Genomic DNA, 16,586 nt, shown 5'->3' with positions numbered 1-16,586 from the left:
CGGATTTTTAGACGGGCTTTGTATCTTGTGAATTGAACACGGGCTAAACGCTGCGGGAAAAAGATAGCCTGACCTCGAATCTTTTTGGATTCATCGGTCAGTCTCCTATTTTCCTTTTGCGTTCTTACCGCCCTTTGTATCTTGTGTGAGGGAGTTGTATGAAAAATAAAGGTTTAATGGTTACGCTTGCGGCACTTCTGGTTTTAGCTGCGGGAGCGCTGATTTATCAGAATGTGAACAATCAGGCTGGAACAAATGATAAGAAGGTTGTCAAGGTAGGGATTTTGCAGTATGTGACCCATGATGCTCTGGATGAAATTCATCAGGGAATTGTTGACGGTCTTGAAGAGGCGGGCTACTCCGGAGACAATATTGAGATTACCGATATGAATGCCGAAGGCGACCAAAGTAAGATTCAGACCATGAGTAAACAATTGGCCAATAGCGATAATGATGTGCTGGTTGGTATTGCTACACCAGCTGCACAGGGACTGGCCTCCGCCACTAAAGATATTCCGGTGGTTATGGGGGCAATTTCGGATCCTGTAGGAGCCAAACTTGTTGCCAATCTGGAAAAGCCTGAAGCCAATGTAACAGGTGTTTCTAATCAGGTACCGACAAAACAGACTGTCAAGCTGATAACAGATATTACTCCTGAGGTTAAAACGGTAGGTGTTCTTTATGCCAGCAGCGAAGACAATTCAGCCTCGCAGGTTAAAGAATTCAAGGAAGAAGCAGAAGCGGCAGGCCTGACGGTTGCGGAATATGCAGTACCTTCAACGAACGAAATCTCAACAACTATGTCTGTTATGACTGGCAAAGTGGATGCTGTTTTTGTTCCTCAGGACAATACAATCGCCAGTGCCTTTACGACAGTCGTGTCAGCTGCTAATGCCGCAAAACTGCCGGTGTACTCCAGTGTTGACACGATGGTTGAGCAGGGCAGCATCGCTTCAGTTGCGCAAAGCCAATATGAACTGGGAGTCGAAACAGCTAAAATAGTGGTTAAGCTTTTAGCTGGAAAGGAAGTCAAAGATGTTCCAGTTAAAATCGTTGACAGCGGTACTCCGATAGTTAACCTTCAAGCGGCTAAGACACTGGATATCACAGTTCCTGACAGTGTAATCTCTGAGGCGGATACTGTGATTGCAGCCAATGATTAAACAGACTAGTCAGTCTGCCGGCTTGATACTTGCAGCTGACAAAGTCAATAAAGGAGTGGTAAAAATATGATTATTTCGTCCGTATCGCAAGGTCTGCTCTGGGGAATTTTGGGCTTGGGAATTTATCTGACTTTTCGTATCTTGAATTTTCCTGATATGACAACAGAAGGTTCTTTCCCCTTGGGAGGAGCGGTAGCCGTGACGCTCATGAATCACGGAAGCCATCCGCTTTTGGCCACTGCTGCCGGAATGATTGCCGGCTGTTTGGCTGGACTTATAACTGGTCTGCTCTATACCAAAGGGAAAATTCCGACTATTTTGGCTGGAATTTTGGTGATGACTTCCTGCAATTCCATTATGCTCCTTATCATGCGCCGCGCCAATCTCGGGCTTTTGGATATCCGCTCTGTTCAGGATTTGCTTCCTTTTAGTACAGATATAAACTTACTGATTATTGGATTTTTAACTGTTGTTTTGGTTATCAGTCTCTTGATTTATTTCTTGTATACGCATCTGGGACAGGCTTATATTGCTACAGGGGACAATCCGGATATGGCAAAGAGTTTCGGTATCAATACCGATCGTATGGAAGTTATGGGACTGGTGATTTCAAACGGCTTAATCGCCCTGTCCGGTGCCTTGGTCAGCCAGCAGGACGGCTACGCTGACGTTTCAAAAGGAATCGGTGTTATTGTCATCGGCTTAGCCAGCATCATTATCGGAGAAGTTCTTTACTCTACCGGCCTGACCTTACTGGAGCGCTTGATTGCTATCATTGTCGGTTCTATTCTTTACCAATTTTTGATTGCGGCTGTTATTGCCCTCGGTTTCAATACGAATTATCTGAAACTCTTCAGTGCAGTTGTCCTGGCTACCTGCCTGATCATACCGGTTCTCAAAGATAAATTCTTCAAGGGGGTGACCTTGTCGCGATGAAAGAAATTGTTCAATTAAAAAAAGCGACCGTCCAAGTCAATAACGGCTTTACTGATGTCAAAACGATTCTTGATGATGTCAGTCTGACAATATATGAACATGATTTTCTAACGATTTTGGGCGGCAACGGCGCCGGGAAATCAACACTCTTTAACGTTATCGCCGGAACCCTGCCTTTAAGCAGCGGCAGTATCACCATTTTAGGCGAAGATGTGACTGCTCTTCCTGCTGAAAAGAGAGCTAAATATCTATCCCGTGTCTTTCAGGATCCTAAAATGGGAACGGCTCCGCGCATGACCGTTGCTGAAAATCTTCTGATAGCCCTGCACCGCGGTGAGAAGCGGGGACTGGCCGCTCGGAAAATCCACCATTATAGCGAAAAATTTACAGACTTAACCGGTCAAACCGGCAATGGACTGGAAAAACATCTGGATACTCCTACCGGTCTTCTCTCAGGCGGTCAGCGCCAGGCTCTCAGTCTTTTGATGGCGACGCTGAAACGTCCGGAGCTTCTCCTGCTTGATGAGCATACAGCAGCACTGGATCCTAAAACCAGTGTTGCGCTGATGGAGCTGACGGATACCTTTATCAGACAGCAAAAGCTGACCAGCCTGATGATTACCCACCATATGGAAGATGCTCTCAAATACGGCAACCGTCTGATTGTTATGAAAGACGGCTCCATCATACAGGACTTAAACCAGGAAGAAAAAGCCCAGATGACCATTGCTGATTATTATCAATTGTTTGAGTAAAGTCTTATCCGATAATAACTATTACTATTAAAAATACTCAGGACATTTCGGTCCTGAGTATTTTTTATTAAATAGCTTAGTCTCTTTACTGGAGTGGGTCTTACATTCTTGTTTACGATTTATTCTCCAAAAATATAAGGATAGAGCTGTGCTACCTTTTGAAAGAGCTGGGTATCAAGCTGACCGATTTTTTGGATATTTCTGTCCCGAAAATTAAAAGTGTGCAGTTGAAAGGGATTGACTGCCCCTCGGATTGCTTTGTGACGGACAGTCACCAAGAGTCCTCTGTCTTTTAGTTTTTGCTGGCCTTGAGTGATGGGGCAGACAGCTACAAATCCGGTTTGTTTGGCATAGTTTTGACTTGAAATGACTAAAGCCGGTCGGCGCTTTTGAATTTCCCTTCCAGCAGCTGGGTCAAAATCAATCCAAACAAGGTCTTGCTTTTTAGGAATGTAAGCCTTACTCATTATCTAGAAAAACGACCTCTTTAAAATCGTCTGTCATCGTTAAATCTGCTTCTCCATCAAAAGGATTCTCTATTTTAGGCGCCAAAACAAGGGCACCATCAACACCTTTATAAACGAAAAATTCTGTTCCTGCTTTAATATCAAACGTTTTTGGAAGCGTTACAATCATTGAGTTACCAACCTTTCTTGCTTTTACCGTTACCATATTTTACTCCTCTACAACTTAAGATATACTTAAAAAGCAACAGGATAATGACTAAAGTTTAAGAGTCTATTACTATATTCGAAAAAGCTGCTTTTAATCAACTAACTCTTTTTTTAAGACAAAGTGACAGGCTGGTGGTATAATAGAGCCGTTTAGAAAGTTTAAACGGGCTGTGTTCCTTGGTTACCAAGAAACTATCGGCAAATGTTTTTGGTTATTTTATTGGAGAGGTTATGTTAGAACTGCAGCATGTTACAAAAATTTACCAAACGGGCGGGCAGAGCCTTGCTGCTCTTGAGGACATCAATCTGGCTTTTCGTGCCAATGAATTTGTTTCTGTTTTAGGGCAGTCCGGCTCCGGCAAGACCACTCTGCTTAATATTATTGGCGGACTGGATCAGTATACATCAGGTGATTTGCTGATTAACGGGCAGTCTACCAAGACATTTAAGGACCGCGACTGGGATGCTTACCGCAACCATACCATCGGTTTTGTTTTTCAGTCATACAATTTGATTTCCCACCAAACAGCTTTGAGTAATGTAGAGATGGCTCTGACCCTTTCAGGGGTGGCAAAATCTGAGCGGCGCAAACGCGCTATGGAGGCCTTAGAGCATGTCGGTTTAGCAAAACAGGCTCATAAACGGCCCAACCAAATGTCAGGCGGTCAGATGCAGCGGATTGCCATAGCCAGAGCTTTGGTCAACAATCCGGATATTCTTTTGGCAGATGAGCCGACAGGTGCCTTAGATTCGGAAACGTCGGTACAGATCATGGAGCTGCTTAAGGAGATAGCCAAAGACCGTCTGGTCATCATGGTGACGCACAATCCTGATTTAGCTGCGCGGTATTCGACCCGTATTATAAAAGTATTAGATGGTCATATTATCAGTGATTCAGACCCTTACGACCCTGCCAGACTGCAGGCGGCAGGAGCTAAGGCTGCTTTTAAGAAAACCAAAATGCGTTTTTGGACAGCCCTGAACCTGTCTTTTAATAATCTTCTGACTAAAAAGGGCAGAACCTTCCTGACGGCTTTTGCAGGATCTATCGGCATTATCGGAATTGCCTTAATTTTGTCTCTGTCCAACGGTGTTCAGGATTATATTGATCAGGTGCAGGAAGATACCTTGGTAGCCTATCCTTTATCTTTAAAAAAGAATGATAGCAATTCTCTGACCAGTCTTTTTTCAGCCAGAATGGAGGCCTTTGAAGACGGATCAGACCATTCTCAGTCGGAAAATATTGGCGTTAACGACACCTTAAAAAGCCTGTTGACCTCTGAAACGTCGGATAATGATTTAGAAGCCTTTAAAGTTTATTTGGAGAATCATCAAAAAGACTTTGACACACTCACTAAAGATATTCATTATTCTTATGACCTGTCTCCGCAGATCTATGCCGCAGACACATCTAACGGCGTCAAAGCTGTCAATCCATCAGATTTGAGTCAGGAATTAGATACTGATAATGTGATGGTTAAAACAATGGCTGATAACATGGAAATTTGGTCAGAAATCAGCAGTGACAAAGAGATGCTCAAGTCTCAGTATCAGCTTCTCGCCGGTCATTTGCCCCAAAAAGCTGATGAGGTCATTTTGATGGTTGATGAAAACCATAATGTCAATGACTTGGTGCTCTATAGTCTCGGACTGGAAGATAGGGACGAACTCAGCCGCTTATCCCAAGAAACAAAAGACGATGAACAGACTTACACCTACGATGACTTGCTCGGACGGTCCTTTAAGCTGGTTATCCAATCCGATATTTTTCAAAAGGAAAATGGTCTCTGGGTGGATAAATCGTCGGATACAGCCTATATGACAGATCTTATTAATAAGGGAAAAGACATCACAATAGTCGGTATTGTTAAACCGCAGGAAGGAACATCTAATAACGCTTCTGTTGGGGGAATTGGCTATACGCAGGCGCTGACAAAGCATATTTCAAAAGCTGTTAATGCCAGCCAGATTGCCAAGGAACAAACAGATGATAAGGGAACAAATGTTTTTACCGGACAGCCTTTTTCTGCTGATGTGGCTGCATTTTCTTCACAAAATCTGACTGACGAACAAAGGCAGGCTTTGGCGGGAATGACGGCAGAAGAATTAGCCGCTTATGTGTCTCAGTACAATCAAAATGCCGATGCCAGCTATGAAGACAATCTAAAAACGATTGGTATCATTGATTTAAATGCTCCCTCCAGTATCGACTTTTATGCTGCTTCTTTTGAGAATAAGGAAAACTTAAAAGACTTGATTGATGATTATAACAGACAGATGAAAAAGGCTGACAAGGAGGCGCAGATTATCAGTTATACTGATGACATCGCCTTAGTGATGTCATCGGTGACCACCATGATTAATATGATAACCTATGTCCTAATCGGTTTTGTAGCCATTTCCTTGGTTGTCTCCTCTATTATGATTGCCATTATTACCTATATTTCGGTTCTGGAGCGGACCAAGGAAATCGGAATTTTACGTGCTATTGGAGCATCGAAAAAAGATGTCCGCCGTATTTTCACGGCTGAAACGGCAATTGAAGGCCTTATTTCCGGTCTTATGGGAATTTTAATCACTCTGCTTCTTAATATTCCCATTAATAAAGTTATTGAAAATATCACCGATGTTGCCCATATCTCTGTCCTGCCTATTTGGGCAGGAGCCGTGCTGATTGCAATTTCCATCTTTTTAACTGTCACAGCAGGGATTATCCCTTCACGCTTTGCTGCGAAAAAAGATCCGGTTGAAGCTTTGCATGCAGAGTAGAATCAAGCTGATAACCACTCATTTTGTTCTGTAAAAATTAACTGGTCTAAGGGCTGTGTTCTGTATTGAACAGAGACAGCCCTTTTTTGTTTGGCCGCTTAAAAAGCAAGTTATACCGCTTCCACTATTAAGCTTTAAGCTATCCGGCTTTATCCCGGAAAAAAATAAAAAAATATGTTATACTATAGGAGATTAGCTACTATAATAAAAAAACAATGAAACGATGACAACTAAAGAATTAAAGGAGTATCATGAGTGATATAAAAATTATCGCCTTGGGCGGTGTCCGTGAAAACGGGAAGAACTTTTACATAGCAGAAGTCAACGATTCTATTTTTGTGCTTGATGCGGGTCTCAAATATCCCGAAAATGAGCAGCTTGGGGTTGACTTCGTTGTTCCTAATCTGGACTACTTAATTGAAAATAAGCGGCGCGTGCAGGGAATTTTTCTGACACATGGGCACGCAGATGCGATCGGTGCTCTGCCTTATTTGATTTCCGAAGTGAAGGCCCCTGTCTTTGGATCAGAGCTGACAATTGAACTGGCTAAACTGTTTGTCAAAAATAACGGACCGAAAAAATTCCATAATTTTCATGTGGTGGACAGCAACACAGAAATCGAATTCGGTGATGCGGTTGTTTCCTTTTTCAAAACAACCCACTCTATTCCGGAAAGTCTGGGTGTTGTTGTCGGTACTGATCAAGGAAACATTGTTTATACCGGTGATTTTAAATTTGACCAAGCAGCCAGAGCAGCCTACAAAACGGATTTAGGGCGGCTGTCTGAAATCGGCAGTGAAGGCGTACTGGCTCTTCTTGCTGATTCGGCTAATGCCGGCAGCAGGGTTCAGACAGCCAGCGAGTCGGAAGTCGGCAAGGAAATTGACAGTGTCATATCGGATGCAGACGGCCGAGTTATTGTTGCTGCGGTAGCCTCCAATCTTGTGCGAATTCAGCAAGTTTTTGATTCGGCTGCTGACCACGGCCGCCGTGTGGTTTTGACTGGTTTTGATGCTGAGAATATTGTGCGGACCGCCATCCGGCTGAAAAAACTGCGTATTGCCGATGAAAAGCTGATTGTCAAGCCTAAAGATATCGGCAAGTTTGCTGACCGTGAGCTGATTGTGCTGGAAGCCGGACGGATGGGTGAGCCTATCAACAGTCTGGAAAAAATGGCTGTCGGCCGCCACCGCTATGTACAGATAAAAGAAGGTGATCTGGTTTATATTGTCACCACACCAAGTGTTGCTAAAGAAGCCGTTGTAGCCCGTGTTGAAAATTTGATTTACAAGGCCGGCGGGTCGGTCAAATTGATTACCCAGAATCTCCATGTATCCGGTCATGCCAATGCCCGCGATTTGCAGCTGCTGATGAATCTGCTTAAACCTCAGTATTTGTTCCCAGTTCAGGGAGAATACCGTGATTTGGCCGCCCATGCCGAATTAGCAGAAGAAATCGGCATGTTCCCTGAAAACATTTATATTATGAAGCGGGGGGACATTATGACGCTCGGTGACCAAGGTTTCCTGCATGAAGGTGGGGTAGCAGCCGGTGATGTCATGATTGACGGTAATGCCATCGGCGATGTTGGCAATATTGTCCTGCGTGACCGCAAGGTTCTCTCTGAAGACGGTATTTTCATTGTCGCTATCACGGTTAATAAAAAGGAAAAGAAAATTGTCTCCAGGGCCAAAGTTAATACGCGAGGTTTTGTTTATATCAAGAAAAGCCGGGATATTCTGCGTGAAAGTGCGGAGCTGGTCAATGGAGCAGTTGCTGACTATTTAGCGAAAGACAGTTTTGACTGGGGTGAACTTAAAGGTATTGTCCGCGACGAAGTCGGCCGCTTCCTGTTTGAACAGACCAAACGCCGGCCAGCGATTCTTCCTGTTGTTATGGAAGTCCGCTGACAGTTTAAAATTGGCTCAAGGCTTGGAATCATGTTCCGGGCCTTTCTTGAAACCGCGATGAAGAAAGGAAATAACGATGGCTTTTTTGCAAATTGAATACCATTCTCAGGTTTTAGGCATGGAACGGCAGGTCAATGTGATTTATCCCGATGCTGCTGAACTCTCTGAGACTGAAGCCAAAGACACAGATATACCGGTGTTGTATTTGCTGCACGGTATGGGGGGCAATGAGAATTCTTGGCAGAAGCGAACTAATATTGAACGCCTCCTGCGGCATACTAATTTAATTGTTGTGATGCCGTCGACTGATTTAGGCTGGTATACCGACACAGCCTACGGGATGTCCTACTTTACAGCTATTGCTGTTGAACTGCCGCAGGTCTTGCAGCGTTTCTTTCCCTATATGAGCAAGAAGCGGGAAAAAACGTTTATTGCCGGTCTTTCCATGGGCGGCTACGGTGCCTATAAAATCGCTCTGGCTACAGATAAGTTTTCTTATGCCGCTTCTTTTTCCGGAGCTTTGGGATTAGGCCTGGACGGGCAGGAAATTGCTGAAAACACAGGAGAGAAAAAGGCCTACTGGGAAGGGATTTTTGGTGATTTGAAATCAGAAAAAACGGCTCAGCACCTTTTGACGCATGTAGCTGAAAAGTCAGATAAAAAAACAAAATTTTATGCCTGGTGCGGTTATGAAGACTACCTTTACCAGTCCAATGAAACGGCAGTAAAAGAACTGACAGCACTCGGTCTGGATATCGATTATCATACCAGTCACGGCAAGCATGAGTGGTATTACTGGAATCTGCAGCTGGATAAGCTTTTTGAGTGGCTTCCTATTGATTATGTGAAAGAAGAAAGACTGATTTAAAAGTTACCATTAGGTAACTTTTTTATAACAAAATGAAGGAAGCGCTTTACAAAGCAACCTAAATAACGTATGATGAAATTTAGAATAAAAGATACGCTTACTTAGTACAATTGTTTAGGAATCCCTAGACGTCTGAAAGCTTTGCCTTTCGACGGGCTTTGTATCTTGAGAATTGAACACGGGCTAAACGCTGCGGGAAAAACTAGTCAAGCTGAGTGCTGTATTATTACTATCCAGCCGTAGACGTCTGAAGGCTTTGTCGCCTTAGCAGTCGACCGCACCCTTCTAGTCGTCTTGGCAGGGGTGCGTCTGCGAAATCGTAGATTTCGGACTTACCGCCATTTTCCTTTTGCGTTTTTCACGCCCTTTGTATCTTGAGAATTGAACACGCCCTAAGAGCTGTGCAAAAAAGATAGCCCTCCCTTGAGTCTTTAGTGACTCATCAGTCAGGCTCCTATTTTTGCTTTGCTCTTTTGACGGGCTTTGTATCTTGAGAATTGAACACGCCCTAAGAGCTGTGCAAAAAAGATAGCCCTCCCTTGAGTCTTTAGTGACTCATCAGTCAGGCTCCTATTTTTGCTTTGCTCTTTTGACGGGCTTTGTATCTTGTGTGAGGTTTTATGATGAAAAAAAGATTATACTTGTTTTTAGGTCTGGCTCTTTCTCTTTTGGCGGTCTTTACTTTGACGGCCTGCGGAAGCAAGCAAACTGAATCGGTGTCTTATCAAAGGATCAGTGACAATGATGATTCGCGGGAAACGCTCTATTTTAAAGAGGGAAGCGATGAAATGATTAAACAGGTTACAGTTTATACAGTCACTTATCAGGGAATGGAAGTAGCTGGTAAAGACGAGGCTAAAGATCTTTTTGAGAATGACATTTATCGGGCTTATAAGAATCTAGACGGTGTTGATCTTTCTTTTGATTACAGTGATACAAAAGCCACCATGACGATGGTTCTTGATTATACAAAGGTTGATCTCAGTCAGTTGGCGGATGCCGATGAGAATCCTGACTTAAAACAGGCAGATTATCTCAGTATTAAGCAAACCGAAGAAAACCTAAAAAATGCAGGTTTTGAAAAAGTAAGCGATAATAAGTTTCAGGAATTACAAAACCAATAACCAATAACTGATAAAAGCCGGGAACTGTTTCTCGGTTTTTCGTTTCGAAAAAATTCAGCACAGCTGAAAGAGCTCCGTTTTTTTAGGATAATCAACAGCTGTTGCTGCTTCTGTTTACAGTTTTGTAACAGTCTGATTTTGGCTTGCTTTTTGCCTTTTTGCCTGTTATACTGAAGCTCTAAGGTTTTAGGAGTTTTGATCTTTCAATGAAGAAGCGAGGGTAGGTCATGAAAAACCTTTTTAGAATGATTTTATTTATTCCCAGACTGATTTTCCGGATGATTTGGCATCTCTTCTGGGGGATTGTTAAAACAGCCCTTGTCATTGCCATTATCTTGTTTGCCCTAGCCTATTATGCCAACCACAGTGGGTCTGACTTAGCTCAGAGTTTCTCAGGTATGATGGACAATGTCGCAGCATTTTTCGCTGATACGAAGAGCGATGGTCTTCAGAATAAGCTGGCTAATTTGTCAACAGAGGATTTTACCTATTACAGCGGTGCCCGCTGGGCGCAAAATTCAGCCACAGTCTACATAGACACAGAAGTACCAACACTAATAAATGCTTATGAGACAGCGATTGCCAATTGGAATGCTACAGGAGCTTTCACTTTTACCATTGTAACAAATCCGGAAGAAGCTGATATTATAGCTACTGATTATTCAGACAGCAGCAGCCAAGCGGCCGGACTTGCTGAAACAGAAATCAATGCGGTGACGAATCAGATTAGCCATGTTGAGGTGAAGTTAAATACTTATTACCTATTAAATGATAGTTACAGCTACACTCTGGATCGGATTATCCATACTGCTGAGCATGAGCTGGGTCATGCTATCGGTTTGGCTCACGATGACAGTGAAACATCGGTTATGCAGTCATCGGGTTCTTACTACGGTATTCAGGAAGCTGATATTTCAGCTGTACAGCAATTGTATGCTGACTGAGTGCCGCTGTACGAGTCGGATTTCCAAATGGAAGTCTGGCTTTTTTGCTTTCTAAAAATACAGCCAAAATTCTGTGCCAGATTGCACTAAATAATGAATGGTGAATGGAATATTGCGGAAAATTTAATTTCTTGTGTGACCAGACATCATTGGCATATGGTCTCTGTACCTTGTTAAATATGGAAGTTTTGATAAAATAAAGATATGATTATTTTACAAGGGAATAAGCTGGAGCGCTCATTTTCTGGTGAGCTGCTCTTTGATAATATCACTATTCGGATTGCTGAACGGGATCGCTTAGCTTTGGTTGGCCGCAACGGTGCTGGAAAAACAACCTTGCTTAAAATGCTGGTCGGTGAGGAAGAACCGACCAGCGGGGAAATCAGCCGAAAGCGAGATTTATCGGTTTCCTATTTGGCCCAGGACAGCCGTTTTGAATCTGAGAAAACAATTTTTGAAGAAATGCTGCAGGTTTTTGCTGGTTTACGGGAATCAGAGCAGCAGTTGCGCACCATGGAAACTAAAATGGAAGAGCTGTCCGGCAGTGATTTAGAAAAGCTGATGGCTGATTATGACCAGCTGACAGAAGATTTCCGTTCCCAGGGCGGTTTTACTTATGAAGCTGATATTAAAACGATTCTTAACGGTTTTAAATTTGATGCTTCAATGTGGGAGATGAAGATTTCTGACTTGTCCGGCGGTCAAAATACACGTTTGGCTTTAGCTAAAATGCTTCTGGAAAAGCCTGAGTTACTGGTTTTGGATGAGCCGACGAATCATCTGGACGTTGAAACAATCGCCTGGCTAGAAAATTATCTGAGCACTTATCCGGGGGCTCTGCTTATCGTCAGTCATGACCGTTACTTTTTGGATAAAGTGGCAACTACAACACTGGATCTGACACGCCATTCGCTGGATCGTTATGCAGGCAATTATTCTAGGTTCGTTGATTTGAAAGCTGAAAGGCTGGCCGCTGAGACGAAACGTTATGAAAAACAGTCTCAAACGATTGCTAAGTTAGAAGATTTTGTTCAGCGCAATATCGTGCGTGCTTCTACGACCAAACGTGCCCAAGCCAGACGCAAGCAATTAGAAAAAATGCAAACTCTGGAAAAGCCTCAATCTGCTCAAAAATCAGCTAATATGACCTTTCGGGCAGATAAGGCCTCGGGAAATGTTGTTTTAACTGTAAGTGATGCCGCTATTGGCTATAACGGCAAGGTTTTATCCCAGCCGCTTAATTTGGAAGTCCGCAAGCTTGATGCCATTGCAGTTGTCGGACCAAATGGTATCGGGAAGTCCACCTTTATCAAATCCATTGCAGGCGAGATTCCTTTTCTAAAGGGAGGAGCCCGTTACGGAGCGAATGTCAGCACAGGCTACTATGATCAAAACCAGTCGCATTTAACAAAAACAAATACAGTCCTTGAGGAGCTCTGGCAAGCTTTCCCGACCAGTTCTGAACTGGAAATCAGAAACCGTTTGGGAGCCTTTCTTTTCTCAGGTGAGGATGTCAAAAAATCAGTAGCCATGCTTTCAGGCGGTGAACGTGCTCGCTTGCTTTTAGCTAAATTGTCTATGGAAAATAATAATTTTCTCCTTCTTGATGAGCCGACCAATCATTTAGACATTGACAGCAAAGAGGTTTTGGAAAATGCTCTTATTGATTTTGAGGGAACTTTAATCTTTGTCAGCCATGATCGCTATTTTATTAATCGTGTGGCCACTAAAGTTTTAGAAATTTCTGCGGCAGGCTCCCAACTTTATTTGGGGGACTATGATTATTATCTCAGCAAAAAGGCAGAATCAGAATCACAAAAAGAACCAAGAGATGCTTCTGACAAGAGCTCTGAATCATCCGCCTCTGTGGATTATCAAAAACAGAAAGCCAGTCAAAAAGAACAGCGCAGGATAAAAAGGCGCATCAGTGACCTTGAACAGCAGCTGGACAGTTTGGCGGCAGCAGGCCAAGCCGTTCAGACTCAGATGGCTGCCACAAATGAAGCGGATGAGCTGGCAGACTTGCAGGAAAAACTGGAAGAAATCGGCAAAGAGGAAGAGCAGCTGATTGAAGAATGGACACTGCTAAGCGAGCAGGCCGAAGAATAGTGTCAAAAACTTTTATCAAAACGCATTAGACGACTTGACAGCTTGCCTTGCAGAAATTATATCGCTGTTTTATTTTAGGTAAGACTGCCCTGCTGTATAACAGATTTTATAATAAGCTACAATAACTGGATAAAATAATCAGAAGGAAAGCGACTTTCCTTCTTTTTTTAAATACAAAAACCCTTAAAAAGCAAAGCAAAAAGACGGTAAGTCCGAAATCTACGATTTCGTAGGCGCACCCCTGCCAGAACGACTAGAAAGGTGCGGTCGACTGTTAAGGCGACAAAGCTTTCAGACGTTTACGGCTGACGGTAAGCCAGAAATCTTTGATTTCGTAGACGCCCCCTGCCAGAACGACTAGAAAGGTGCGGTCGACTGTTAAGGCGACAAAGCTTTCAGACGTTTACGGCTGACGGTAAGTCCGAAATCTTTGATTTCGTAGGCGCACCTCTGCCAGAACGACTAGAAAGGTGCGGTCGACTGTTAAGGCGACAAAGCTTTCAGACGTTTACGGCTGACGGTAAGCCAGAAATCTTTGATTTCGTAGACGCCCCCTGCCAGAACGACTAGAAAGGTGCGGTCGACTGTTAAGGCGACAAAGCTTTCAGACGTTTACGGCTGACGGTAAGCCAGAAATCTTTGATTTCGTAGACGCCCCCTGCCAGAACGACTAGAAAGGTGCGGTCGACTGTTAAGGAGACAAAGCTTTCAGACGTTTACGGCTGGCTAACTTAAAATCGATTTTCAACTTAACCCTGTCTTTTTTGCACAGCTCTTAGGCCGTGTTCAATTGACAAGATACAAAGCCCGTCAAAAGAGCAAAGCAAAAATGACGGTAAGCCAGAAATCTTTGATTTCGTAGGCGCCCCTCTGTCAAGACAATAAAGCTTTAAAAAGCCTACTAAGTCTTGCGGGGGTGGGGCATCGAACTTTTTATTCTTGACATCTGTCCCATTTCCCGACATCTACGGCTGGCAAAGAGTGATGCGAGACCTTAGTTTATATGGCTCTCTAGCACTGGGCCTGTTCTATTCTGTTAGGGAATACTGGCTCAAAAAAGTTTGTGAATAAAATATTTTATATAAAAGGAAAAGACTGTTATAAGGCAGTTGGAAAGCGGTTCAATTAGTTGCACTTTGTGAAAAAATATCCTAGAATGTAAGAGTAAAAAAGATTTTTGGAGGACAATATGGTAACTCTGTCAAAAGAACAGCATCTGGAGATGTATTTAAAAATGGAGCGCATCCGTGAATTTGATATGCGTATCAATAAATTAGTAAGGCGCGGCTTTGTTCAGGGGATGACCCATTTTTCAGTGGGTGAAGAGGCAGCCAATGTCGGGGCTGTTGCCCATTTGAGCTACGATGATCTTATTTTTTCCAACCATCGCGGACACGGTCAGTCAATCGCTAAAGATATGGATTTAAATGGCATGATGGCGGAACTGGCCGGTAAAGTTACTGGCGTTTCCAAAGGACGCGGCGGGTCGATGCATTTGGCAGATTTTGCCAAGGGGAATTACGGCACCAATGGTATTGTCGGCGGCGGCTATGCTATGGCTGTCGGAGCAGCTTTGACCCAACAGTATAAAGGAACTGACAATATTGTTGTTGCTTTTTCGGGTGACGGAGCGACTAATGAAGGGTCTTTCCATGAATCTGTCAATATGGCAGCGGTGTGGAAACTGCCAGTAATCTTTTTCATTATCAACAACCGGTACGGTATCTCTATGGATATCACTAAAGCTACCAATACACCTCATCTTTATACACGGGCTGAAGCTTACGGTATCCCCGGATTCTACTGTGAAGACGGCAATGATGTTATTGCAGTTTATGAAACGATGGGTCAAGCTGTCGACTATGTTCGGAGCGGCAAGGGGCCGGCAATTGTTGAGGTTGAGTCCTATCGCTGGTTTGGACATTCTACAGCGGATGCGGGCAAATATCGTACGAAAGAAGAAGTCGATACATGGAAAGCTAAAGATCCAATCCTTAAATACCGGGATTATTTAACCTCTGAAAACATAGCCGATGCTAAAGAATTAGATGCTATCCGTGAGCAAGTTGTCAAAGAAATTGATGATGCTTATGAGTTTGCGCAAAACAGTCCAGATCCCGACTTATCGGTAGCTTTTGAGGATGTCTGGGTCGATTAGAGAGTGCTGCTGCCATCTTGTTAAAGCTGCTGATAATAGCCGATGCCGTCGTTTAAGGCTCAGGCACTAGAGACCATTTCCCTCTTTGGCAAATAAGCTAAATAAACCCATGTAATCACTATTTAAAAATTATTTATTTCGGAGAAAATCAACTATGACAGAAACAAAACTAATGGCCTTGCGTGAGGCGGTCAATCTTGCAATGAGCGAAGAAATGCGGAAAGACGACAGCATTTATTTAATGGGAGAAGATGTCGGTGTTTACGGAGGTGACTTCGGAACATCTGTCGGAATGCTGGCTGAATTTGGTGAAAAACGCGTAAAAGATACACCAATTTCGGAAGCAGCTATTGCAGGTGCTGCTATCGGGTCAGCCATTACTGGACTGCGTCCGATTGTCGATGTGACTTTTATGGATTTTATTACAATAGCACTTGATGCCATTGTCAATAATGGCGCCAAGAATAACTATATGTTTGGCGGCGGTTTAAAAACACCGGTGACCTTCCGTGTTGCTTCCGGATCTGGCATTGGCTCTGCAGCTCAGCACTCTCAGTCTTTGGAAGCTTGGCTGACACATATTCCGGGCATAAAGGTGGTCGCTCCGGGGAATGCCAATGACGCTAAGGGCCTGTTAAAATCTTCCATTCAAGACAACAATATTGTTATTTTTATGGAGCCTAAGGCACTTTATGGCAAAAAAGAAGAAGTCAGTCAAGATCCGGATTTCTATATTCCTCTTGGAACAGGAGAGATTAAGCGTGAGGGGACTGATTTGACGATTGTCTCTTACGGACGTATGCTTGAGCGAGTGCTGCAAGCAGCTGAAGAAGTTGCTGCAGAAGGCATCAAAGTTGAAGTCGTTGATCCGCGTACGCTAATTCCGCTTGATAAAGAATTGATTATTAATTCTGTCAAGAAAACCGGCAAACTTATGCTTGTCAACGATGCTTATAAAACCGGCGGCTTTATCGGTGAAATTGCAGCGATGGTAACGGAAAGCGAGGCCTTTGACTACCTTGATTATCCAATTGTACGCTTGGCTTCAGAGGATGTGCCGGTACCATATGCACGTGTGCTTGAGCAAGGCATTCTGCCGGATGTTTCTAAAATTAAAGCTGCTATCTATAAGATGATAAACAAAGGGAACTAGGCTTTAAAAGCAAATCACATGAA

General features: G+C 43.4%; 13 protein-coding genes. 11 read left to right on the top strand and 2 right to left on the bottom strand.

Annotated features, from left to right (window positions below; translation table 11 throughout):
• The first annotated feature begins 158 nt into the window (after positions 1 to 158).
• The 3 genes from trpX (at position 159) to A0O21_RS05795 (ending at position 2,854) form a co-directional block, all read left to right on the top strand.
• Positions 159 to 1,163: a tryptophan ABC transporter substrate-binding protein gene (gene trpX / locus A0O21_RS05805; RefSeq protein WP_067062712.1), complete on the top strand. Its 1,005-nt coding sequence runs from the start codon at positions 159 to 161 to the stop codon at positions 1,161 to 1,163.
• 66 nt (positions 1,164 to 1,229) lie between these two features.
• Positions 1,230 to 2,099: an ABC transporter permease gene (locus A0O21_RS05800; protein ID WP_067062709.1), complete on the top strand. Its 870-nt coding sequence runs from the start codon at positions 1,230 to 1,232 to the stop codon at positions 2,097 to 2,099.
• A complete protein-coding gene (locus A0O21_RS05795) occupies positions 2,096 to 2,854 on the top strand; it encodes an ABC transporter ATP-binding protein (RefSeq protein WP_067062707.1) in 759 nt (252 codons plus the stop codon). The genes A0O21_RS05800 and A0O21_RS05795 overlap by 4 nt, the downstream gene beginning before the upstream one ends.
• Positions 2,855 to 2,973: 119 nt before the next feature.
• On the opposite strand, the gene A0O21_RS05790 is transcribed toward A0O21_RS05795, so the two are convergent.
• Entirely contained in the window at positions 2,974 to 3,321 is a 348-nt protein-coding gene (locus A0O21_RS05790; RefSeq protein WP_067062702.1) for a type II toxin-antitoxin system PemK/MazF family toxin, read from the bottom strand.
• A complete protein-coding gene (gene mazE / locus A0O21_RS05785) occupies positions 3,314 to 3,526 on the bottom strand; it encodes a type II toxin-antitoxin system PemI/MazE family antitoxin (protein WP_067062698.1) in 213 nt (70 codons plus the stop codon). The genes A0O21_RS05790 and mazE overlap by 8 nt, the downstream gene beginning before the upstream one ends.
• Positions 3,527 to 3,759: 233 nt before the next feature.
• Here mazE and A0O21_RS05780 point away from each other — a divergent pair, with 233 nt between their 5' ends.
• From A0O21_RS05780 to A0O21_RS05745, 8 genes are all read left to right on the top strand, one after another.
• On the top strand, positions 3,760 to 6,297 hold the full coding sequence (locus tag A0O21_RS05780; protein ID WP_067062694.1) for an ABC transporter ATP-binding protein/permease: 2,538 nt from the start codon (positions 3,760 to 3,762) through the stop codon (positions 6,295 to 6,297).
• Positions 6,298 to 6,548: 251 nt separating this feature from the next.
• The gene (locus A0O21_RS05775; RefSeq protein WP_067062690.1) at positions 6,549 to 8,207 is read left to right on the top strand and encodes a ribonuclease J; all 1,659 of its coding nucleotides are present in this window, start codon (positions 6,549 to 6,551) and stop codon (positions 8,205 to 8,207) included.
• Between the two features lie 76 nt (positions 8,208 to 8,283).
• Complete coding sequence (locus tag A0O21_RS05770) at positions 8,284 to 9,075, top strand: alpha/beta hydrolase (RefSeq protein WP_067062687.1); 792 nt, start codon at positions 8,284 to 8,286, stop codon at positions 9,073 to 9,075.
• 620 nt (positions 9,076 to 9,695) lie between these two features.
• Positions 9,696 to 10,199, top strand: a complete 504-nt coding sequence (locus A0O21_RS05765) for a DUF1307 domain-containing protein (RefSeq protein ID WP_082854421.1) — start codon at positions 9,696 to 9,698, stop codon at positions 10,197 to 10,199.
• Between the two features lie 227 nt (positions 10,200 to 10,426).
• Complete coding sequence (locus tag A0O21_RS05760; RefSeq protein ID WP_067062679.1) at positions 10,427 to 11,143, top strand: M57 family metalloprotease; 717 nt, start codon at positions 10,427 to 10,429, stop codon at positions 11,141 to 11,143.
• Between the two features lie 204 nt (positions 11,144 to 11,347).
• Entirely contained in the window at positions 11,348 to 13,252 is a 1,905-nt protein-coding gene (locus A0O21_RS05755) for an ABC-F family ATP-binding cassette domain-containing protein (protein ID WP_067062676.1), read from the top strand.
• A 1,189-nt stretch (positions 13,253 to 14,441) separates the two neighbouring features.
• Positions 14,442 to 15,410: a thiamine pyrophosphate-dependent dehydrogenase E1 component subunit alpha gene (locus tag A0O21_RS05750; RefSeq protein ID WP_067062672.1), complete on the top strand. Its 969-nt coding sequence runs from the start codon at positions 14,442 to 14,444 to the stop codon at positions 15,408 to 15,410.
• 154 nt (positions 15,411 to 15,564) lie between these two features.
• The gene (locus A0O21_RS05745; protein WP_067062668.1) at positions 15,565 to 16,563 is read left to right on the top strand and encodes an alpha-ketoacid dehydrogenase subunit beta; all 999 of its coding nucleotides are present in this window, start codon (positions 15,565 to 15,567) and stop codon (positions 16,561 to 16,563) included.
• Positions 16,564 to 16,586 lie beyond the last annotated feature (23 nt).

The organism is Streptococcus pantholopis (assembly GCF_001642085.1).
GTDB lineage: Bacteria > Bacillota > Bacilli > Lactobacillales > Streptococcaceae > Streptococcus > Streptococcus pantholopis.
Note: the sequence above shows the minus strand (reverse complement) of the source record. Positions and strands in the feature narration are given on the sequence as shown.